This window comes from Micromonospora sp. NPDC002411 (assembly GCF_053592955.1).
The window spans coordinates 1-20,418 of sequence record NZ_JBSFBM010000092.1; the positions used below are offsets into that span (position 1 = coordinate 1).

The 20,418-nt window shown below is 70.9% G+C and carries 16 protein-coding genes, 2 tRNA genes and 2 pseudogenes; 4 read left to right on the top strand and 16 right to left on the bottom strand.

The annotated features are described in order from the left end of the window. The 5 genes and pseudogenes from ACWCO3_RS13730 to leuC all read right to left on the bottom strand — a co-directional run. A pseudogene (locus ACWCO3_RS13730) lies at positions 1-101 on the bottom strand (pyridoxamine 5'-phosphate oxidase family protein); the annotation flags it as partial. An 86-nt stretch (positions 102-187) separates the two neighbouring features. After that, positions 188-1,690 carry a glycosyltransferase family 87 protein gene (locus ACWCO3_RS13735; RefSeq protein WP_145778351.1) on the bottom strand — a complete coding sequence of 501 codons (1,503 nt, stop codon included), beginning with the start codon at positions 1,688-1,690 and terminating at the stop codon, positions 188-190. Positions 1,691-1,815: 125 nt separating this feature from the next. Continuing rightward, positions 1,816-4,287, bottom strand: a pseudogene (locus tag ACWCO3_RS13740) (transglycosylase domain-containing protein); the annotation flags it as partial. Positions 4,288-4,449: 162 nt separating this feature from the next. Beyond that, on the bottom strand, positions 4,450-5,037 hold the full coding sequence (leuD, locus tag ACWCO3_RS13745) for a 3-isopropylmalate dehydratase small subunit (RefSeq protein WP_145785129.1): 588 nt from the start codon (positions 5,035-5,037) through the stop codon (positions 4,450-4,452). A gap of 14 nt (positions 5,038-5,051) precedes the next feature. Next, the gene (leuC, locus tag ACWCO3_RS13750; protein ID WP_145785130.1) at positions 5,052-6,497 is read right to left on the bottom strand and encodes a 3-isopropylmalate dehydratase large subunit; all 1,446 of its coding nucleotides are present in this window, start codon (positions 6,495-6,497) and stop codon (positions 5,052-5,054) included. Positions 6,498-6,546: 49 nt separating this feature from the next. Here leuC and ACWCO3_RS13755 point away from each other — a divergent pair, with 49 nt between their 5' ends. After that, entirely contained in the window at positions 6,547-7,233 is a 687-nt protein-coding gene (locus tag ACWCO3_RS13755) for an IclR family transcriptional regulator (protein WP_007456408.1), read from the top strand. Between the two features lie 281 nt (positions 7,234-7,514). Here the strand turns inward: ACWCO3_RS13755 and ACWCO3_RS13760 are convergent. The 3 genes from ACWCO3_RS13760 to ACWCO3_RS13770 all read right to left on the bottom strand — a co-directional run bounded on the left by ACWCO3_RS13760 (position 7,515) and on the right by ACWCO3_RS13770 (position 8,707). Further along, positions 7,515-7,587 (bottom strand) — tRNA-Glu (locus ACWCO3_RS13760). Positions 7,588-7,723: 136 nt separating this feature from the next. Beyond that, positions 7,724-7,795: transfer RNA gene (locus ACWCO3_RS13765), tRNA-Gln, on the bottom strand. Between the two features lie 108 nt (positions 7,796-7,903). Next, positions 7,904-8,707, bottom strand: a complete 804-nt coding sequence (locus tag ACWCO3_RS13770) for a fumarylacetoacetate hydrolase family protein (RefSeq protein WP_145785131.1) — start codon at positions 8,705-8,707, stop codon at positions 7,904-7,906. A 174-nt stretch (positions 8,708-8,881) separates the two neighbouring features. Here ACWCO3_RS13770 and ACWCO3_RS13775 point away from each other — a divergent pair, with 174 nt between their 5' ends. Both ACWCO3_RS13775 and ACWCO3_RS13780 read left to right on the top strand, forming a co-directional pair. After that, positions 8,882-10,369, top strand: a complete 1,488-nt coding sequence (locus tag ACWCO3_RS13775; RefSeq protein ID WP_358167684.1) for a hypothetical protein — start codon at positions 8,882-8,884, stop codon at positions 10,367-10,369. 35 nt (positions 10,370-10,404) lie between these two features. Continuing rightward, positions 10,405-11,283, top strand: coding sequence for a 3-methyladenine DNA glycosylase (locus ACWCO3_RS13780; RefSeq protein ID WP_357933532.1), 879 nt, complete (start codon positions 10,405-10,407; stop codon positions 11,281-11,283). Positions 11,284-11,303: 20 nt separating this feature from the next. On the opposite strand, the gene arfB is transcribed toward ACWCO3_RS13780, so the two are convergent. The 7 genes from arfB to ACWCO3_RS13815 all read right to left on the bottom strand — a co-directional run bounded on the left by arfB (position 11,304) and on the right by ACWCO3_RS13815 (position 17,018). Further along, complete coding sequence (gene arfB, locus ACWCO3_RS13785; RefSeq protein WP_145785134.1) at positions 11,304-11,729, bottom strand: alternative ribosome rescue aminoacyl-tRNA hydrolase ArfB; 426 nt, start codon at positions 11,727-11,729, stop codon at positions 11,304-11,306. Between the two features lie 136 nt (positions 11,730-11,865). Beyond that, entirely contained in the window at positions 11,866-12,162 is a 297-nt protein-coding gene (locus ACWCO3_RS13790) for a hypothetical protein (protein ID WP_355024108.1), read from the bottom strand. Positions 12,163-12,249: 87 nt separating this feature from the next. Then, entirely contained in the window at positions 12,250-13,134 is an 885-nt protein-coding gene (locus ACWCO3_RS13795) for a S1C family serine protease (RefSeq protein ID WP_145785136.1), read from the bottom strand. 36 nt (positions 13,135-13,170) lie between these two features. After that, positions 13,171-14,130 (bottom strand): VWA domain-containing protein, encoded by a 960-nt coding sequence (locus ACWCO3_RS13800; RefSeq protein WP_145785137.1) that lies wholly within the window; start codon positions 14,128-14,130, stop codon positions 13,171-13,173. Continuing rightward, the gene (locus ACWCO3_RS13805) at positions 14,127-15,152 is read right to left on the bottom strand and encodes a DUF58 domain-containing protein (protein ID WP_354890052.1); all 1,026 of its coding nucleotides are present in this window, start codon (positions 15,150-15,152) and stop codon (positions 14,127-14,129) included. The genes ACWCO3_RS13800 and ACWCO3_RS13805 overlap by 4 nt, the downstream gene beginning before the upstream one ends. Next, positions 15,149-16,198, bottom strand: a complete 1,050-nt coding sequence (locus ACWCO3_RS13810) for an AAA family ATPase (protein ID WP_450010158.1) — start codon at positions 16,196-16,198, stop codon at positions 15,149-15,151. The genes ACWCO3_RS13805 and ACWCO3_RS13810 overlap by 4 nt, the downstream gene beginning before the upstream one ends. Positions 16,199-16,508: 310 nt before the next feature. Further along, on the bottom strand, positions 16,509-17,018 hold the full coding sequence (locus ACWCO3_RS13815) for a hypothetical protein (protein WP_145785140.1): 510 nt from the start codon (positions 17,016-17,018) through the stop codon (positions 16,509-16,511). Between the two features lie 364 nt (positions 17,019-17,382). Here ACWCO3_RS13815 and ACWCO3_RS13820 point away from each other — a divergent pair, with 364 nt between their 5' ends. Then, entirely contained in the window at positions 17,383-18,357 is a 975-nt protein-coding gene (locus ACWCO3_RS13820) for an endonuclease/exonuclease/phosphatase family protein (RefSeq protein ID WP_450010160.1), read from the top strand. A 118-nt stretch (positions 18,358-18,475) separates the two neighbouring features. On the opposite strand, the gene cimA is transcribed toward ACWCO3_RS13820, so the two are convergent. After that, positions 18,476-20,059, bottom strand: coding sequence for a citramalate synthase (cimA, locus tag ACWCO3_RS13825; protein ID WP_358076064.1), 1,584 nt, complete (start codon positions 20,057-20,059; stop codon positions 18,476-18,478). Between the last annotated feature and the right edge of the window lie 359 nt (positions 20,060-20,418).

Consider the following 20,418-nt stretch of genomic DNA (forward strand, 5'->3'; position numbering starts at 1 on the left):
GCCGTGGCCACCAGGCAGAACGGCGAGGCGGCGAGCCATTCGCGGTCCCGCTCGTGCAGGCGGACGCGTTCCTTGTTGGCGGCCCGTGCGTTCGGCCACCCGGCTCCGGGCGGTCAGGCTTGATCCCTGCGCCGGGCGGGCTTCCCCGAAAACCTGACGTGGTTCGGGCCGCGTTCGACGTTGCGGGTCAGGTGCTGACCGGTTCCGGAGAGGGTTCGCTTTTCGTAGGTAGGCGCCAGCGGTCCAGCCAGGGGGCGTCCGGTGCGCCGTCGAGCACGCCGCCGTCGGGGTCGTCCGGGTAGTTCGCCCGCACCACGTCCCGCTCGGGGTGCAGGATCTCCTTGACGACCAGCACGCAGAGCACCACCACGGTGGCCAGCCGGAGCGTCGAGGCCAGCACGAACACCCCCTCCGGGAAGACCGGGCGACTGGTCGCTGCCCCGAGCAGTTCCCCGTAGAAGGCGACGAAGTAGCAGACCTCGGCGATCTGCCAGGCCAGGAAGGCCCCCCACTTCGGACGGGCGAGCACCACCAGCGGCAGCAGCCACAGCACGAACTGCTGGGACCAGACCTTGCTGAAGATGAGGAACGCCGCGACCACCAGGAACGCAAGCTGCGCCAGCCGCGGTCGGCGCGGCGCGCGCAGCGCCAGCACGGCGACACCGAGGCAGGCCAGCCCGAACAGCGCGTACGAGACGGTGTTGAGCGTGGGGATGTTGGCGTTCAGCCACTCGAACGGGCCGAGCTGAGCCGGGTCGTTGCCGACCTTGCCGTCCAGGTACCGCCCGATGTACCAGAGCGTTCCCCAGTCGATGGGCCGGGTGGTGTTCAACTCGAAGAAACGGTCCCAGTTCTCCGGGTACGCGCGGGCGGCCGGCAGGTTCACCAGCACCACGGCGGCGATCGCCGTACCTGTGGCGACGAGCGCGGCGCGGATCCGGTCGGCGCGCAGCGCCAGAACGAGGATCGGCCCGAGGAGGAACAGCGGCCACAGTTTCGCCGCGCCGGCGAGCCCGAGCAGCACCCCTGCCACCGCTGGCCGTTTCCGGGCCCAGGCCAGCAGGCCGAAGGCGGCCAGCCCGATGGCGAGCAGGTCCCAGTTGACGGTGGCGGTGAGCACCAGTGCCGGGGCGAGCGCGAACAACGCGGCGTCCCAGGGTCGTCGGCGACGAAGGGCCAGGATCACCGCCACTGTGGCCACCGCGAGTGCGCCCAACACCAGAGCGTTGAGGTTGTAGAACCACTGGCCCTGGTTGATGCTCGGGTCGCCGTCACCGACGGCGTGCACGGGCAGGCCCAGCGCCCCCATGAAGTAGCCGGTCAGCACCGGGTACTCGACCGGGTGGTCGCGGTAGGGAACCTTGCCCTCGTTGAGCCCTTCGGCGTAGTAGAGGGCCAGGACGTCGGTGTAGCAGAAGCGCGTGTACTGGACGTTGTTCTGCCACGCGCCGTCCTGACAGGGCGACTTCTGCACCCAGTGCAGCGCGAGCGTGAGGCATGTCAGCGCCAGCACGATCCGGACGGCGGTCCAGAAACGACGTTCCTGGCCGGCCGGTCGGTCCAGCGCTGTCGCGTGGTCGCCCAACGGCCCGCCGATCGCGCTGGACAAGCCGCGGACGAATCCGTCGGAGCGCGACGGGTGGTCGGTGGTACCGGCGTCGTCGATGCCGGGCGTCGACTGGGTGCTCATGAAGAGGCATCCTGCCGTACAACGGGGGTGCCCGTCCCGTCCCAACGCGGAGATCCCGGGTACGAAAACACCGCCGCCGGCCGGGACTTGTCGTCCGGCCGGCGGCGGTGTGCAGAGGGTACGGGTCAGTCCCGGTTCGGTGGTAGGCCGGGCAGCACTCCACCGCCGCCGCCACCGCCCCCGGGTCCACCAGGATTACCACCTGGGTTACCGCCGGGGTTGCCTCCCGGATTGCCGCCGGGGTTGCCTCCCGGGGTACCGCCGCGCGGGCAGAACGGATCGGTGAGCGGGTCACACGGCGGCCCGCCCGGGACCGTCGGCGGCGGTGGCGGTGGCGCCTCCTTGCCGTTGCCCTTGGTGACGTCACCCTCGCCGGTGACGCTGGGCAGGGGGATCTCCTCCTGGCCCCTCAGGGCGGTGTTCATGAATTTTTCCCAGATCGGGCCGGGAAGCGTCGAACCACCGATGTCCTTGCCGTTGGCGAGCCGGATCTCCGGCTTCTTCGGGTCCCGACTGCCCACCCACACCGCAGTGGCGTTCTGCGGGGTGTAGCCGACCGTCCAGGCGTGCGAGTTGTCGTCCTTGTCGTACTCCCAGGTGCCGGTCTTGGCGGCGGACTGGCGACCGCTCTCCAGCGAGAGGTTGTTCGACCCGGCCCCGGGGATCTGCTTCAGGACGCCGGTGACCTCGTCGGTGATCTTCTTGGGGATCCGCTGCTCAGGCTTGATGCGCTCGCTGCCGACCACCTTCCACTTACCGGAGTCCTTCTCCTGCTGCTCGACCTTCAGCACGAAGTGGGCCTTGATGTACTTGCCGTCGTTGGCAAACGTGGCCATCGCGTTGGCGTGGTCGAACACGGTGATCGGGTACTTGCCGAAGGCGGTGTAGTTGTCGAACGGGGTGGGGCCCTTCTTCGACAGGTCGAAGGCCTGCGGCGGGTCGACGCCCCACATGGTGGTGACGCCGGCCTTGCGGGCCATGTCGACCACCTTGCCGGCGCCGATCGTGTCGGCGACCCAGTAGAACGGCACGTTGTACGACTGGACCGTCGACTCTTCGAGGGTGCACCACTTGCCGCACTTGAGGTTGGTGCGGCCGGCGTTACCGATCGCGACCGAGGAGCCCTCCGGCTTGTACGGCGTGGGATCCCAGTGCGACTTGACCGAGATGCCGGCCTCGATGGCCGCTGCCAGGGTGTACACCTTCATCGACGAGCCCGGCTGGTGTCCGCCGGTCAGGTCACCGTTCTTGTCGATGTTCTTGCCGGCGTAGTCGAAGTCGGCACCGCTGTCACCGCCGTAGTAGGCGAGCACCCGACCCTTCTTCGGGTCGATCGACACCATTGCCGCCATCAGGTTCTTCGGCTGGTCGTTGAGCTCGGAGCCCTTCTTCGACTGCATCGCGGTGTTCTCCGCGGCGGTCTGCAGCTTCGGGTCGATGGTGGTGGTGATCCGGTAGCCGCCGTCGCGCAGCGCGTCCACGCAGCTCGTCTTGCCCTCCGCGCCGGAGTCGGAGCAAAGGCCCATCGCGTCCATCTCCTGGCGGACGTAGTTGATGACGTTGCCTCGCGGGCTGTCGACACCGAACCCGTTGCCGCCCTTCTTCGGCGGCAGCACCTTGGGGTACTCGGTGGGCGACGCGGGCCGGTCGGGGGCGTCCACCCAGCGTTCCTTCTTCATGCCGCCGATCACGTAGTCCCACCGCGCCTTGGCGTCGGTCGGGTTGACCGCCGGGTCGAAGCCTCGGTGCGTGTCGCTCGCCACCGGCTGCTTGATGACCGCCGCGAGCACCGCGCCCTCGCCCACGCTGAGGTCCTTTGCGGACTTGCCGAAGTAGGTCTGCGCCGCGGCTTCGATGCCGTAGGCACCGCGACCGAAGTAGATCACGTTGAGGTAGTGCTGCATGATCTCCGGCTTGCTGTACGCGTCGTTCAGCTTGGAGGCGAGGATGGCCTCCTTCACCTTCCGGCCGTACGTGTCGTCCTGGAGGTTCTCGAACGCGTTACGGGCGTACTGCTGGGTGATCGTCGAGGCACCCTGCTTGTCGCCGCCGGAGATGTTGTTCCATCCCGCCCGGACGATGCCCTTGTAGTCGACGCCCGAGTGCCGGTAGAAGTTGCGGTCCTCGGCTGCCGCCACCGCGTCCTGCACGTGCTGCGGGATCTGGTTGATGGTGACGAAGGTGCGGTTCTCGCTGCCCAGCTTGGCCAACGCGGTCTTGCCGTCCTTGGCGTAGACGGTGGTGGACAGCGGCAACGGCAACTCGTCGGGCATGACCACGTTGGTCGAGTAGTAGGTGAAGCCGACCACGCCGACGCCGGCGAGCATGATGAAGGCCGCGAACGCGGCGATCAGCAGGTTCATCCGCTTGCGCTTCTTCGACCGTCCCGCGCTCGAATCACCGGCGCCACGGCCACCTCGACCCGGACCGGTGGGGCCACCAGGGCCGCCGGGCCCACCGGAGACCGGTGAGACGCTCGCCCGCGCGACTGCGGCACGGCCACCCACCGACGCGGAGCCGACACTGGCCCGACCCGCCGAGGCGGTGCCGACCGAGGCCGCGCCTCGATGAGCTCGGCCTTGTTCACGACTTCCTCCCGATTGTGCAACTGACTCGACGCGAGCCATTCTGCGCGCACGTTATGCCCTGTGCTGCCTAGACACAAACATTCGGTAGAAAAAAGCCCTTGTGTCGCAACGGATTCACCCCCACCGGTTGGACCGATGGGGGTGAAATTCGCTGTGTGAGCGGGCGTACGGCTATGCCACGGAGGGCAGGAACGGCAGTCGGCGCGCCTCGTACGAGTCGATGTCGGCGGCGTGCCGGAGGGTTAGTCCAATGTCATCGAGACCCTCCAGCAAGCGCCACCGGCTGAAGTCGTCCAGCGGGAACGACCAGCTGGACTCCCCCGCCCGGAGCTGCCGGGCGGTCAGGTCGACGGTCACCGGAGTGGTCGGGTCCGACTCGACCAGATCCCACAACTCTTCGACGGCTTTCAATTCCAACTCGACCGGCAACAGGCCCTCCTTGAGGGCGTTGCCCCGGAAGATGTCGCCGAAGCGCGGAGCCACCACCGCGCGGAAGCCCCAGTCCCGCAGTGCCCACACGGCGTGTTCCCGGGAGGAGCCGGTGCCGAACTCCGGGCCGGCGATGAGGATCGACGCCCCGGAATAGCTTTGATCGTTGAGCACGAATGCCGGGTCTTCCCGCCAGGCGCTGAACAGCCCGTCGGCGAAGCCCGTCCGGGTCACCCGCTTGAGGTACACGGCGGGGATGATCTGGTCGGTATCCACGTTGGACCGGCGCAGCGGCACGGCGGTGCCGGTGTGGGTGGTGAACTTGTCCATCTCCTCGGTCCCTTCTACAGGTCGGCGGGGGCGGCCAGCCGGCCGGCCACGGCGGTGGCGGCGGCGACCGGCGGGGAAACCAGGTGGGTACGCCCACCCCGGCCCTGACGGCCCTCGAAGTTGCGGTTCGAGGTGGAGGCGGAACGCTCGCCCGGCTTCAACGTGTCCGGGTTCATCCCCAGACACATGGAGCAGCCGGCGAACCGCCACTCCGCCCCGGCGTCGGCGAAGACCTTGTCCAGCCCCTCGGCCTCGGCGGCCTCCCGCACGGCGGCGGAACCGGGCACCACGAGCATCCGCACGCCGTCGGCGACCCGGTGACCACGAAGCACGTCGGCGGCGGCCCGCAGGTCCTCCAGACGCCCGTTGGTGCAGGAGCCGACGAACACCACGTCGATCGGCAGTTCCCGAAGCGGCGTGCCGGGACGCAGGTCCATGTACTCCAGGGCGCGGCGCGCGGCGGCACGCTCCGAGTCGGTGAGGAACTCCTCCGGGTCCGGCACCGGCGCGCTCAGCGGCGCGCCCTGCCCGGGGTTGGTGCCCCAGGTGACGAACGGCGTGACCCGGCTGGCGTCCAGGGTCACCTCGGCGTCGAAGCGCGCGCCCTCATCGGTGGGCAGCGTCCGCCACCACGCCAGCGCCGCGTCCCAGTCCGCGCCCTGGGGCGCGTTCGGGCGACCCTTGAGGTACGCGAAGGTCGTCTCGTCCGGCGCGATCATGCCGGCCTTGGCGCCCCACTCGATGGACATGTTGGCGATGGTCATCCGCCCCTCCATGGAGAGGGCCTGGATCGCCTCGCCGCGGTACTCGACGATGTGCCCGCGCCCCCCACCGGTGCCGACCTGGGTGATCAGCGCGAGCACCAGGTCCTTGGCGGTGACGCCGGGGGCGAGGCGGCCGGTGACGTTCACGGCCATCGTCTTCGGCCGGCTCTGCGGCAGCGTCTGGGTGGCCAGCACGTGCTCCACCTCGCTGGTGCCGATGCCGAAGGCGAGCGCGCCGAACGCGCCGTGGGTGGCGGTGTGCGAGTCGCCGCAGACGATCGTCATGCCCGGCTGGGTGACACCGAGCTGCGGGCCGATCACGTGCACGATGCCCTGGTTGTCGTCACCGAGCGGGTGCAGCCGCACCCCGAACTCGGCGCAGTTACGGCGCAGCGTCTCGATCTGCGTACGCGACGTGGGGTCCGCGATGGTGAGCAGGTCACCACGGCGGAGGCGGAACGCCGGGTCGGCGTACCCGGTCGGGGTGTTGTGGTCCTCGGTCGCGAGGGTCAGGTCAGTACGACGCACCCGGCGCCCGGCGAGCCGCAGCCCGTCGAACGCCTGCGGGCTGGTCACCTCGTGCAGCAGGTGCAGGTCGATGAAGAGCAGGTCCGGCTCACCAGCGGCGGACCGTACGACGTGCGCGTCCCAGACCTTCTCGGCCAGGGTCCTCGGCTCAGGAGTGACTCCCACCATCTGGACATCCTAAATTCTGGGAGGTAAGTTTCGGCTTGTGGGACACAGTATGAGCGGTGTCGGCGTTCTCGACAAGGCGGTGGTCATCCTGGCCGCCTGCGTCGACGGCGCCAGCCTGGCCGAACTCGTTGAACGCACCAAGCTGCCCCGAGCCACCGCACACCGGCTGGCGCAGGCCCTGGAGATCCACCGGATGCTGGTCCGGGACACCCAGGGCCGATGGCGACCGGGCCCCCGGCTGGGCGAGCTGGCCAACGCGGCGCCGGACGTCCTGCTGACCGCCGCCGAGCCGCTGCTCGCCGCGCTGCGCGACGCCACCGGTGAGAGCGCCCAGCTCTACCTGCGCCGCGCGGACGAACGGATCTGCGTGGCGGCGGCGGAGCGGGCCAGCGGCCTGCGGGACACGGTTCCGGTCGGCTCGGTGCTGCCGATGACGGCCGGCTCCGCCGCCCAGATCCTGCTCGCCTGGGAGCCGCCGGAGGCGGTGATGCCGTTGCTGCCGCGCAGCAAGTTCACCGGCCGAACCCTCGCCGAGGTACGCCGCCGCGGCTGGGCGCAGAGCGTCGCCGAACGGGAGGCCGGTGTGGCGAGCGTCTCCGCCCCGATCCGCGACCGTACCGGCCGTGTGATCGCCTCGGTCAGCATCTCCGGCCCGATCGAACGCCTGGGCCGCCGCCCCGGCGAACGCCACGCCATGGCCGTAGTAAGAGCAGGCCAACGCCTGTCCGGCCTCTAACCCCGCACCGCACCGCACCGCACCGCACCGCACCGCACCAAGATCCGCGCAACATCCCCGATGTTGCTGCCTCTGACGCGCGGGAGGCCGCAACATCCCCGATGTTGCTGCCTCGCGGCGGAGGGACCCCCGCCCCCTCCGGTGATCAAGAGGTTTGCGTCACGACACGCCGGCAGCGGTGACGCAAAGCTCTTGATCACCGGGAGCGCGGGAGCGGGAGGGTGCGGGGGCGGGGTACGGGAAAGGCTCGCCTCGCGACAGCGAGACGAGCCTTTTCGTTGTAGCCCCGACCGGATTCGAACCGGCGCTACCGCCTTGAGAGGGCGGCGTCCTGGGCCACTAGACGACGGGGCCAGAACAACTTTCGCTCCCCCACCCTACGCGGGCGGAGGAGCTGCACTCTGCCGGAGACCACCTCTCCGCCCCCGGAGGGGCGGAGTCGAACTCCGTCAGAATCCAGCGTCTGAAATTCTTACGAATTCCAGCAGCGCTGGGGTACCAGGACTCGAACCTAGACTAACTGAACCAGAATCAGTCGGGCTGCCAATTACCCCATACCCCATTGGCCCCTTGCGGCGCCGGGAGTGAACTTTACCCTCCCGGTGCCGACAGGCCAAATCCGATCCCCCCGTACCGCCCGTGAGCTGCGGAAACAGGGGCATCAGACGAATCAGGCGACGGGGACCACCGGGTTGGTGAGCTCGCCGATGCCCTCGATCCGCACGGTGACCGTATCCCCCTCGACGAGCGGGCTAACCCCGGCCGGAGTGCCGGTGAGAACGACATCGCCGGGCAGCAGGGTCATCACGTGCGAGATGTACGACACCAGGCCCGGTACGTCGAAGACCATGTCCTTCGTCCGGCCGAGCTGGCGTACCTCCATCTCCTCCGGGTTGCGACCCACCTCACAGCGGATCTCCAGGTCGGAGACGTCCAGACCGGTGGTGATCCACGGGCCGATCGGGCAGAACGAGTCGAAGCCCTTGGCCCGGGTCCACTGCCCGTCCGAGCGCTGGAGGTCCCGCGCGGTGACGTCGTTGGCGCAGGTGTAGCCGAAGATCGCGCGTTCGGCGGCGGCCCGGTCGGCGCGGCGCGCGCCCGGCGCCCCGATCACGACCGCGAGTTCCGCCTCGTGCTCGACCTGCTTGGAGAAGATCGGCAGTCGGATGGCGTCCCGGGGACCGATCACCGAGGTGGACGGCTTGAGGAAGAGCAGCGGCTCCTTGGGCACGTCGTTGCCGAGCTCGGCGGCGTGGTCGGCGTAGTTGCGGCCGACGCAGACGACCTTGCTGGGCAGGATCGGCGAGAGCAGCCGAACGTCGGAGAGGGCCCAACGGGCCCCACTGAAGGAGAGATTGCCGAACGGGTGGCCCTCGATCTCGGCGATGGTCAGGCCCTGGGGCCCGGCCTCCGGTTCGCCTTCGACGGCACCGAACGACATTCCCTTGGCATGGGCGAAACGAGCGATACGCACCCAGCCAATCTAGCCCCGCCGACACCCCGACCGACCAGGACCGGCCGCCGGGTGTGCTCAACCCGTCACCGCGCGGCACCCTATCGGAGCAGGAGGTGAGCGGGGCGGTCTTCCGGACTTCGTACCCGCACGGAGGCGGCTCGCCCCTACCGTCGGCTCCGGAGGTTCGTTCGTATGCCTGCATCGACACGACACCACAGAGCCCTCGCAGTGTTCGTACACTGCCTCGGCATCCTCGCCGCCGTGCCGGCCCTGCCGGCGGCGGCACCGGAGGCGGCGGCCACGCCACGACCACCGGCCGCCACGCCACAACCGACGGCCGCGCCGCCGCGTTCGACGGCCGCGCCGCCGCCCGGCGCCGCGACGCCACGACCGAGCGTCGCAGGGCCGTCGGCGGAGGCGTCCACGACCGGGACACCCGGGCCGGCCGCCACCCGACCGCCGGTCGCGATGGTCGCGCGGGTGACCGAGCCCACCCCACCCTCGGCGCCGCCGGCGATGGCACCACCGTCCCGGGCACCGGCGTCGGCGCCGCCGCAGCAGGTCACCGTCGCGGTCGCGCCGGAGAACAGCCCGGCGCCGAGGTACCGGATCCAGGTCCGCAACGTGGGCAACGCGCCGGTGGAGACCACTGTGCGCCAGGAACTGCCACCCGGCTCGTCACCGACCGCGATCAGCGGCGGCGGCCGGTCCACCCGGGCCGGGGGTTCCGCCACCGAGGTGACCTGGCGGTTGAGGCTGCCGGCACACAGCTCCACCACCCTGGGTACGGCACTCGCCGCGACCGCACCCGGCCAACCACTGACCGCCCCGGCCTGTGCGTTCACCAGCGACGGCACCCGGCCGTACGACTGCGCCACGGCCACCTGGAAGGCGGCCGCGGCACCGGCGGCCGAGGTCACCGAGGCACCACCCTGGCGGCGGTACCCGGTGCTGCTCGCCGGGTTGGCGGTCCTGCTGCTGATCAGCGCGGCAGTGGTGTGGGTGTGGCGACGTCGGCGTGGGCGTCGGGTGACGGCCGCTGCGCTGGCGGGCAGCGGTGGGCCGGGCGGTGGACGGGGGACGATCTACCCGCGGCCGGCGACCCCGGGGCCGACGAGGCGTCGGCGTACCCCACCGGTCTGGTTGTTGGTGGGCGCCGCCGTCGCGGTGCTGGCCGGCGTCGTCGGCACCGCCGGGTGGACGGCGACCCGGCAGGTCTCGCAGATCGACACGCAGAAGCAGCCGACCAGCGGCGCGTGGATGGGCACCGGGGTGGCCGGGCCGGTGGGCGTGCCGCTGCGGGAGTCGGCGTTCGAGTTCACCGTGTACCGGATGTCGTGTGGCGCGCCCGGCTCTGCCGGAAAGGCCGACGGCGGTGCGGCACCGGCCAACGGTCGACGCTGCCAGGCCACCGTGGGCGTGCGCAACGTCACCGGCGACCACCAGCCCTGGCACGGTCAGCTGCAACGGGCGTACCTGCCCGGCGGGCGCTGGGTGAGCACCGACGAGCCGGCCACCCGGGCGGCCAACCTGGGTCGGGACGTCTTCGCCGACCCGATGGCGGCGGGCACCCGGATGGTGCTTCCGCTGGTCTTCACCGTTGACGGCCGGGACCCGCCCCAGCAGTTGGAGTTGCGCAGCGGAGTGTTCTCCGCCGGGGTTCGGGTGCAGATGCCCTGACCGGGCGCGCGGGCGGCGGTCGTACCCTGGGATGCGTGACCGCCGCCCTCGCCCCCGCCGTGCTCGACGCGGCGGAGTGGCAGGCCCGTCGGCGGACCCACGAGCAGCGGATGGACGTCTGGCTGACGCCGCACCTGGCCCGCCGCCGGCGCGGTGAACGGCATCCGGTGGCCGACTTCCTGTTCACCTACTACTCGCACCGCCCGGCCCAGCTCCGTCGCTGGCATCCGGGGGCCGGGGTCGAGCTGCACGACGCCGACCCGGCCGAGTTCGGCCGGGACTACCGCGCCACCGCCGCCGGGGTCACCCTCGACACCGATGCGGTACGCGCACGGCGCGGCGAGTCGATCACCTGGATCCGCTCCCTGTTGGCAGCCACCAGCGGGCGGGCGCCACACCTCGGCTGCTTCGGGATGCACGAGTGGGCGATGGTCTACCGGCAGACCCAGGCGGAGCTGCGGCACAACGCCTGGCCACTGCGACTGAGCCCGGAACGGACCGCCGCGGTCGTCGAGGAGCGGGGTGTGCGGTGCAGCCACTTCGACGCCTTCCGGTTCTTCACACCGCCGGCCCGCCCGTTGAACCTGCTCACCCCGACCCGGGAGACGCAGCACGCCCTCGAACAGCCGGGATGCCTGCACGCCAACATGGACCTGTACAAGTGGGCGTACAAGCTGTCCCCGCTGGTCGGTTCGGAGCTGGTGGCCGACGCGTTCGAGCTGGCCACGGAGATCCGCACACTGGACATGCGGGCCAGCCCGTACGACCTGGCGGCACTCGGCTACCCGCCGGTGCGGGTGGAGACCCCGGAGGGTCGGGCGGAGTACGCGGCGACACAACGGGCCTTCGCGGACCGCGGTGCTGTTCTGCGCGCCCGGCTGCTCGCCGCCGTCCCGGCTGAGCCGGTCGACTAGCCCGGCGAGGAACGGCCGTCCTAGTCGCTGTCGGCGCGGCGGTCGCGCTTGCGCTGGGACTGGCGCTTCTTCTCGGCCAGCCGGCGTTCCTTGGCCCCTCGGGACGGGCGGGTCGCTCGACGGGCCGGCGGTGGGGGCGCGGCGGCCTCCCGCAGCAGGGCGGTCATCCGTTCCCGGGCCGCCTCCCGGTTTGCCAGTTGGGCCCGGTGCTCGCTGGCGGCGATCGTCAACACCCCGTCGACCAGGCGGTTGGCCAGGCGAGCCAACGCCCGCGACCGCAGCGACTCGGGCACAGCCGGCGAGTTGGCCAGGTCGTAGCTCAGCTCGACCCGGGAGTCCGCGGTGTTGACCCCCTGCCCTCCCGGCCCCGAGGAACGGGAGAAGCGCTCCCGCAGCTCCCCGGCGGGGACGACCCACCGGTCGGTCACCCGCAGTCCGTCGTCCACGCCCTGAGGCTATACGGCGAGGCCGGTTACCCGTCCCCAAGATCCGCACAACATCGGGGATGTTGGTGCCTCCCGCCTGCCAGAGGGAGCAACATCCGGGAAGTTGTGCGGATCTTGGCGCGGCGCTGGCGCCGGCCTAGCGGCGCGGAGGTTCACTCTGCGTCGGGGACTGGCCGGGCGTCGGCCCGGCGGTCTCCTCGTCCGAGCCGACCGCCGCGTACGCCACCGCGCCGAAGAGAAGCAGAGCGATCACCCCGGCCTTGACGGCGACACCACGGATCAGCAACCAGGCGCCTCGACGGGCGCCCGGCACCGATTTCTTGACGGTCTGGTAATCGTTCCACCCGCGTCGTGCCCGGGCGTACGCCGACCCCACTGCACATCCGATGAACAGGCCCACCAGCAGGAGGACCGCGAGAAGAGGACGCTCCACCTCAGCCAGTATCCATACCGACCGTAATATTTCCATGGCCCGATGCTGTGGGGCCGGATATCTGACACTGGAGGCTGTCCGGGCAGCTCAGCCGCCCTTGCCGATGATTGTGTCGGCGGTCTGCTGCACCTGGTCGATCGGGATGGCGAACCCGATGCCAATCGACCCGTTGCCGTCGATGGTGGCGATGGCGGTGTTCACGCCGACCACCTCGCCGCGGGCGTTGACGAGGGGCCCACCGGAGTTGCCGGGGTTGATGGACGCGTCGGTCTGCACGGCGGTGTGCCGGTTGTCGCCCAGTCGCACCTCACGGTCCAGGGCGCTGACGATGCCCGCGGTGACCGTCCCGGCGAGACCGAGCGGCGAACCCACCGCGAGGACCGGCTCGCCGACCCGTGTCGCACCCGGTTTGGCCAGGGGCAACGGGGTCAGACCGGCCGATGCCGGGACCTTCAACACCGCCAGGTCGCTGCGGGGCTCCCGTCCGACCACCTCGGCGGCGAAGCGGCGGCCGTCGGGCAGTTCTACTGTCACCGGCCCGCCGCCACCCTTGGCCAGGATGTGGTCGTTGGTGATCAGGTGCTGCTGGTCGTCAACGGCGAATCCGGAGCCGGTCGCGGACGCGCCGTTCACGGATCCGCCGGTCGCGGAACCAGCAGTCGTGCCGCCGGCCAGCACCGACACCACCCCGGGTACGGTCCGTTCGGCCGCCGTGACCAGCTCGGCCGGCACCGGGGCGGCGGACGCGGCGGACGCGCCGGGATCGCCGTACTGTCCGGCGACCACGCCACCGGCGACGGCGCCCGACACTGTGGAGATCGCCACCACGGCCAGCGCGGCGAGCAGTCGTCGGGACCGTCGCCCGCCCGGTTCACGCTCGGGCGGCTCCCACCAGCCGCGCCCGTCCGGGCCGAGTTCCGGTGAGATGAACCAGGGACCGCGCGGTTCGCCCAGTCCGGTCTGCACTGCCATACGTACTCCTCACGGTCGACGTCGGTGGTGCGGCGATCAGGGCAGTCGGGAGAACCAGCGCATCGAGCCGGCGGCGGCACCCATCGCGAACACCAGTCCGAGACCGATGAACCGGGCCGAGACGTCCTGCCGTTCGGTGCGGTAGCCGACCGAACTGCCGATGTCGTCGTAGACGGCGCGCAGCTCGTCGGTAGTGCTGGCCTCGTGGAACATGCCGCCGGTCTCCTCGGCGACCGCCTTGAGGGTCTGCCCGTCGACCGGAACCTGGATGGGTCGTCCGCCGCGGTCCACAAACCCGGACGGTGTTCCGAACGAGATGGCGTGCACCGGCACCTCCGCCGTCACCGCCTCCGCCGCCGCCTCCATCGGGTCCATTCCGGAGGTGTTGGCGCCGTCGGAGAGCAGGATGATCCGCGCCGGTGGCGGCTCCTTCGCGGCTTCACTGTCCAGGCTCTTGACCGCACCGAGGGACGTGTTGATCGCCTCGCCGATCGCGGTGCCCTGCACACCTGTGATGCCCTCGGCGAGCCGTCCGATCCCCTCGTCGAGGGCGTCCCGGTCGGTGCTCGGCGGCACCAGCACCGCCGCGCTGCCCGCGAACGCCACCAGGCCCACGTTGAACTCGTCGGGCAGGCCCTCCACGAAGCGCCGGGCCGCCTGTTTGGCGGCGGCCAACCGGTCCGGATCCACGTCGGTGGCGAGCATCGACGTGGAGACGTCCACCGCCACCATCACCGTGGCGCGTTCCCGAGGCACCCGGACCTCGGCGCTGGGTCGGGCGAACCCGACCACGAGCAGCGCCAGCATGGCCAGGAAGAGCCCGGCCGGCACGTGTCGACGCCAGGCGGGCCGCTCCGGCGCCACCCGGTCCAGCAACCGCAGGTTCGTGAATCGGACGGCGTACCGGCTTCGCCGGCGCTGCACCACCAGGTACGCGACAACCAGGGCGAGCACACCGAGCAGCAGCCAGAGCCGCAGCGGCGACTCCCAGATCACGCGACACCTCCCCGTCGTTGGCCGGCCGGCGCGGCGGCGAGCCGACGCTGGGCGTGCACGTGCCGGACGATGTCCGCGCTCCAGTCCCCGTCGGTGCGCAGCGGCAGGTGCGTCGCCCCACTGCGGCGCAACGCCTTCTGGACCTGCTCGCGCTGGGCGGCGGCGGCCTGGGCGTACCGCTCGCGCAGCCTGCGGTCCGATGTGGACACCTCGCGGCAGCGGCCGGTCTCCGGGTCGACGAGCGTGATCAGGCCGACGTCCGGTAACTCCAGCTCACGCGGGTCGGTCACCTCGATGGCCAGCACCTGGTGCCGGGCGGCCAACCGGCGCAGCGTCCGCTCCCAGGGCGCCTGCTCGTCGGGGTCGTCGGGCAGCCCGTCGAGGAAGTCGGAGACCACCACGACCAGGCCTCGCCGGTTGGCGATCCGGTGCAACGCGTCGAGTCCGTCGGCCAGGTCCGGCAGGCCCTCCGCGGGCCCGCGCCCCGCCCGGTCGGCGGGTGCGGTGGCACGTGGGGCGGCGAGCAGCGTGCGGAGCAGAGCAAGCAGATGGGTACGTCCGCTGCGGGCCGGGAAGCGGCGCACCCCGTCGGCACGCAACACCTGGGCTCCGAGGCGGTTGCCGACGCCCGCGGTCAGGAAACCGACCGCCGCGACGGCGGCCACCGCAAGCTCCCGCTTGTCCAACTCGGCGGTGCCGAACTCCATGCTGGCGCTGCCGTCGACGAGCAGCCAGGTGGTGAGTTCACGGTCAGCGTCGACCTGCCGGACGTGTGGCACGGCGGTACGAGCGGTCACCGCCCAGTCCATCCGGCGTACCTCGTCCTCGCCCGGCCGGTACTCGCGGCTGCCGGCGGGCTCGCTGCCCGGGCCGGGCAGGAGGCCACGGTACTGGCCGTGCAGCAGACCGTTCAGTCGGCGCGTGACGGTCAGTTCCAGGCGACGCAGCCGCTGGTCGGGGGCCAGCTCGGCCAGGCCGGGGTCAGCCGGCGCGACGGCCGGTGCGACGTGCGCTCGTCTCATGCCGCCGCCAGGTCCGGCGCCTGCTGTGGCTGCCCGTGGGCCAGCCGAGGTGGTGGCACCGCCTCGACCAGCCGGCGCACCACGCTCTCGGCCGACACCCCGTCGGCGACCGCGTCGAAGGAGAGCACCAGCCGATGGGCGAGGACGTCGACGGCCAGTTCCCGGATGTCCTCGGGCAGCACGTACTCCCGCCCGCGCAGCAGGGCCTGCGCCCGGGCGGCCGCGACCAGGCCCAGGGTGGCCCGAGGGCTGGCCCCGTACGCCAGCAGCGGGGCGATCTCCGGTAGCCCGAACCGGCCCGGGTCGCGGGTGGCGAGGATCAGCCGCACCACGTACTCGGCCAACGCGTGGTGGACGAAGACCCTCTCGGCGTGGGCCTGGAGGTCCCGCAGCCGTTCGGCGTCGAGCACCTGACGCGGGCTCGGTCGATCGGTGCTCATCCGGTAGAGGATGGCGAGTTCGTCGGCGTCGCTCGGGTAGTCGACCACCACCTTCATCAGGAACCGGTCGCGCTGCGCCTCCGGGAGCTGGTACACCCCCTCGGACTCGATCGGGTTCTGGGTGGCCAGGACCAGGAACGGCTCCGGGACCGGCCAACTCCGTCCGCCGATCGAGACCTGCCGTTCGGCCATCGCCTCCAGCAGCGCCGACTGGACCTTGGCCGGGGCGCGGTTGATCTCGTCGGCCAGCACCAGGTTGGCCATGATCGGGCCCAGCTCGATGTCGAAGGTCTCCTTGGAGGCCCGGTAGATCCGGGTGCCGACGATGTCGGAGGGGACCAGGTCCGGAGTGAACTGGATCCGCGAGAAGGTGCCACCGACCACTGTGGCGAGGGTCTGCGCGGCCAGTGTCTTGGCCACGCCGGGAACTCCCTCCAGGAGGCAGTGCCCGTTGGCGATCAGTGCGGTGAGCAGGCGTTCGACGAGGCGATCCTGCCCGACGATCACGCGTTTGACCTCGAAGAGGGTCTGTTCCAGCTCGACGCCGGTCGGTTCGGGATCGACCGCGCTGGGCATGCTGGCCAGGGTGTCCGAGATGTCCGTCACGGTGCTTGCTTCCCGGGCAGGTGCCCGGCAAACGTCGGATTGTGCGGCCCGGACCGGTCCGGAGTGGCCGGAATGGGGATGAATTGCACGCAAGCGTGACGATCGGCGCAAGGCACCGCGAGAACGGCTGATCGACTCGGTTTTCCGGAAACCGCGGTGTCCGCCTGCCCAGCACACCCCGACTTCCGGTAAGCCGAGTCGATCAAGCCTGAGCACGGCGACGAGCGGGAGGGCTGCGGACCGGGGCGGTACGCGGGCGACCAGCACGCGGCCCCCGCGCACGAGGCGCGGGGGCCGGGCGTCGATTCGGTCAGGGTGTGTGGGTGAGCAGGGTGAAGCCCAGGTTGGCCGGCACCCCGGCCGAGTTGCGGGTCTGCACGAAGACCGCGTTGGGTGTCAGCAACCGCGGAGCGACCGAGACCTCCCCGCCCGGTGGGATGCAGCAGGAGCCGGACAGGGAGAGGGTGGCCAGGAAGGCACCGGCCGAGACAGTGTGGCCGAAGATCACCTCGTACTCGCCGACGCCGTACTTGACCACCGTGCCGCCACCGCGCGCCTTGGTGCCGTTGGAGTTGACGACGGTGAAGACGTTGGTAGCCACCAGCGGGGTGGCCGCACTCGCCTTCAGCGCGGACTTCGCGATACGCGCCGACTCGGCGCTGACCGGTGGCTGGGAGTTCGTGCTCCGCGCCGCCGGCTGGGCCGCCTCCTGCGGCGCCTTCGCCGACGGCTGGGCGATAGCGATGCCCCCGCCGGCGAGACTGAGGGCCAGGACAGCGAATGTGACCGCTGCCACCTTACGTCGGAAGAATGAGCTCATGACAGGTCCCCCTTGTGTGACCGGGTGAATTCGGCCGACCCGCGGGGCGGGACGGATGGCTGCCCACTAATAGGCGAGGCGGCGGCAGGGCGAAGGAAAGCGCTTCACCTACCCTCGGTGAGGTCAATTTCTCAACGATTTACACCCCGTCTGAGCTGGTGTTACTACTCAGAGTTGCGTCGCTTGAGCCAGATGGAACGTAGCACCAGAAAAAGCCGGGAGTCAATAGTTGATCTCACTTTGTCGAGCTGTCAATCAGCCGTCAATAAATTGTGAAAGGTGAGCGCTGCGCCATTCATGAAATAGCGCCAGGCGTGCCGCCGCTATGATCACCGCCATGATCGTCGACGCTCCACCCGCACCGATGTCGAGGCGGCACCGCAGCGCTCGGCTCGGCACGGCGCTCTGTTGGCTGGTGGTCGTCCCGCCCGCCCTCTGGGCCGCCCTCCGGCTGATCGGCCTGGACCGCGGGCCGCTGGTGCAGGCGCTCGCCTTCACGCCGTACGTCGCCGGCTTCAGCGTGCTCGCCCTGGGCCTCGCGCTCGCCCTGCGGCGCTGGTGGCCGGCGGCACTCGCGGCCGTGGCGGCGGTGGCACTGCTCGGCGTCGTCGCACCACGGGCGCTGGCCTCGCCGCAGCCGGCGGCGGGCGGGCCGACGGTGCGGCTGCTCACCGCCAACCTTCTCGCCGGCGCCGGCGACGCGCGGACCCTCGCCGAGATGGTCCGGCGGTACGACGTGGACGTGCTGACCGTGCAGGAGTTCACACCGCAGGCGCAGGCCGCCCTGGATCAGCTCGGCCTCGACCGGCTGCTACCCCATCGGCAGCTCAACGCAGAGGTCGGCACACCCGGCTCCGGGCTCTATTCGCGGTGGCCGCTGGCCGACGTCGGGCTCCGGCACAACCGCAACGGCTGGGGCTTCACCCAGGCGTACGGCACGGTGGCCGTTCCCGGTGCGCCCCCGGTCCGCGTCGAGTCGGCCCACCCGTCGGCGCCGTACGCGGTGGACCAGGTCGGCGCGTGGCGTGCCGACCTGAAGGCTCAACCACCGGCCACCCCGGACGGTGGCTTGCAGATCCTCGCCGGGGACTTCAACGCCACCCTCGACCACGGCCCGCTGCGGGCGCTGCTGAACACCGGCTACGTCGACGCCGCCGACGCCACCGGGGAGGGCCTGACCGGCACGTGGGGCCCGTACGACGGCGACCTCATCCCACCGGTCACCATCGACCACGTGCTCGTCGACAGGCGCATAGCGGTCCGCGCGGTGAAGGTGCTCGCCCTGCCCGGCAGCGACCACCGTCCCGTCCTGGCCACCCTCACCCTCCCCCGCCCCTAACCCCCGCCCCCGACTCCCGCCCCCGACTCTGGTCGATCATGGAGTCGTGGTGGGCGATTTAGCAACGTAAACCCGTTTTGTGACCGCCACAACTCCATGATCGACCGGGCGGGGTGGGTTAGACGGGGGTGGGGGCCAGGCCGTAGGTGAGGGCGTCGACCAGGGCGTGCCAGCTGGCCTCGACCACGTTCGGGTGCACACCCACCGTGGTCCAGTCCCGGCCGGCGCCGTTGGCGGTCTCCAGCAGCACCCGGGTCACCGCGCCGGTGCCGTGGCTGCCCTCCAGGATGCGCACCTTGTAGTCGGCCAACTCGAAGTCGCGCAGCTGTGGGTAGTGCCGGGCCAAGCCCACCCGCAGCGCCTCGTCGAGGGCGTTGACCGGGCCGTTGCCCTCGGCGGTGGCGATCACCCGCTCACCGCGTACCCGGATCTTGACGGTCGCCTCGGAGACCACCGCGCCGTCCTCGCGGTGCTCGACCAGCACCCGGTACGACTCCAGTGTGAACGGTCGAGCCGGGCCGCCTTCCGGCAACTCGGAGCGGACCAGCAGCTCGAAGGAGGCGTCCGCTGCCTCGAAGGACCAACCACCCGCCTCCAACTCCTTGACCCGCTTGGTGACCCGGGTCAGCGCCTCCGGGCTGCCGGCCAGGTCCAGGCCGAGCTCACGACTCTTCAGCTCGACGCTGGCCCGGCCGGCCATCTCGGTGATCAGGATCCGCATGTCGTTGCCCACCACCGACGGGTCGACGTGGTTGTAGAGCAACGGGTCGACCTTGATCGCGCTCGCGTGCAGCCCCGCCTTGTGGGCGAAGGCGGCAGCCCCGACGTATGCCTGGTGGGTGTCGGGGGCGATGTTGGCGATCTCGGCGATGGCGTGCGAGACCCGCACCATCTGCGCCAGGCAGCCGTCCGGTAGGACGGTCAGGCCCAGCTTGAGTTGAAGGTTGGCGACGACCGCGAAGATGTCGGCGTTCCCGGGGCGTTCGCCGTACCCGTTGGCGGTGCCCTGGACGTGGCGGACGCCCGCCTCCACGGCGGCGATCGTGTTGGCCACCGCGCAGGAGGTGTCGTTCTGGGCGTGCATGCCGAGCAGCCCGGCGTCGACGCCCAGCTTGTCGGTCAGGTCGGCGATCACGGCGGTCACCTGGGACGGCAGCATGCCGCCGTTGGTGTCGCAGAGCACCATCCGCTCGGCGCCGGCGGCGAGCGCGGTCTGCACCACCGCCGCGCCGTAGGCGGGGTCGTGCCGGTAACCGTCGAAGAAGTGTTCGCCGTCGACGAAGACCCGCCGGCCCTCGCGGACCAGGTGGCTGACGGTGTCGTGGATCATCGCGAGGTTCTCCGCGCCGGTGGTGCGCAGGGCGCGCTCGACGTGCCGGCTGTCGGCCTTGGCGACCAGCGCCACCGCCGGGGTCTGCGCGTCGAGCAGGGCCTGCACCTGGGGGTCGTCGGCGACGGCGACGCCTGCCTTGCGGGTGGCGCCGAACGCGACGAGCACGGCGTGCCGCAGGTCCAGTTCGGTACGCGCCCGGCGGAAGAACTCGGTGTCCTTCGGCACCGCGCCCGGCCAGCCGCCCTCGATGAAGCCGACACCGAACTCGTCGAGCAGCCGGGCCACCGCCAGCTTGTCGACCACCGAGTAGGTGAGCCCCTCGCGCTGGGCGCCGTCGCGCAACGTCGTGTCGTAGACCTGGAACGTCATCAGGATCCTTTCTCGGAGCAACAAAAAGACCCCCCGCGGATGCGGGAGGTCTGCGCGCTCGGCGGAGGGGGGCCGGCGCGCTAGGTCGCAATAATCAGGTCGGTGCTGTTCACGACCGCAACTCTGCCACCCCGCCCCGGATTTGGGAGGAACAATCCACATGGCGGGACGGTTACTGAGGGTTCGTTCAGTGCGAAACGCTGCTCGTGATCGGCTTCACAAGCCGCCAGGCCGCTCACCGGCGGGAACAGCGGTGGGGAAGCATCGGTAACGGATCCGATGATGGCCACCGCGCCATCGGCAAGGAGGACCTGTGCTCACCGTCAGTAACCGCTTACCTGAGCACAGCCTCACCGCCT

Bases quoted from the DNA above. Each gene is read 5' to 3' on its own strand.
- ACWCO3_RS13735 (WP_145778351.1), bottom strand. From the start codon at position 1,690: ATGAGCACCCAGTCGACGCCCGGCATCGACGACGCCGGTACCACCGAC.
- leuD (WP_145785129.1), bottom strand. From the start codon at position 5,037: ATGGACAAGTTCACCACCCACACCGGCACCGCCGTGCCGCTGCGCCGG.
- leuC (WP_145785130.1), bottom strand. From the start codon at position 6,497: ATGGTGGGAGTCACTCCTGAGCCGAGGACCCTGGCCGAGAAGGTCTGG.
- ACWCO3_RS13755 (WP_007456408.1), top strand. From the start codon at position 6,547: ATGAGCGGTGTCGGCGTTCTCGACAAGGCGGTGGTCATCCTGGCCGCC.
- ACWCO3_RS13775 (WP_358167684.1), top strand. From the start codon at position 8,882: ATGCCTGCATCGACACGACACCACAGAGCCCTCGCAGTGTTCGTACAC.
- ACWCO3_RS13795 (WP_145785136.1), bottom strand. From the start codon at position 13,134: ATGGCAGTGCAGACCGGACTGGGCGAACCGCGCGGTCCCTGGTTCATC.
- ACWCO3_RS13805 (WP_354890052.1), bottom strand. From the start codon at position 15,152: ATGAGACGAGCGCACGTCGCACCGGCCGTCGCGCCGGCTGACCCCGGC.
- ACWCO3_RS13815 (WP_145785140.1), bottom strand. From the start codon at position 17,018: ATGAGCTCATTCTTCCGACGTAAGGTGGCAGCGGTCACATTCGCTGTC.
- ACWCO3_RS13820 (WP_450010160.1), top strand. From the start codon at position 17,383: ATGTCGAGGCGGCACCGCAGCGCTCGGCTCGGCACGGCGCTCTGTTGG.
- cimA (WP_358076064.1), bottom strand. From the start codon at position 20,059: ATGACGTTCCAGGTCTACGACACGACGTTGCGCGACGGCGCCCAGCGC.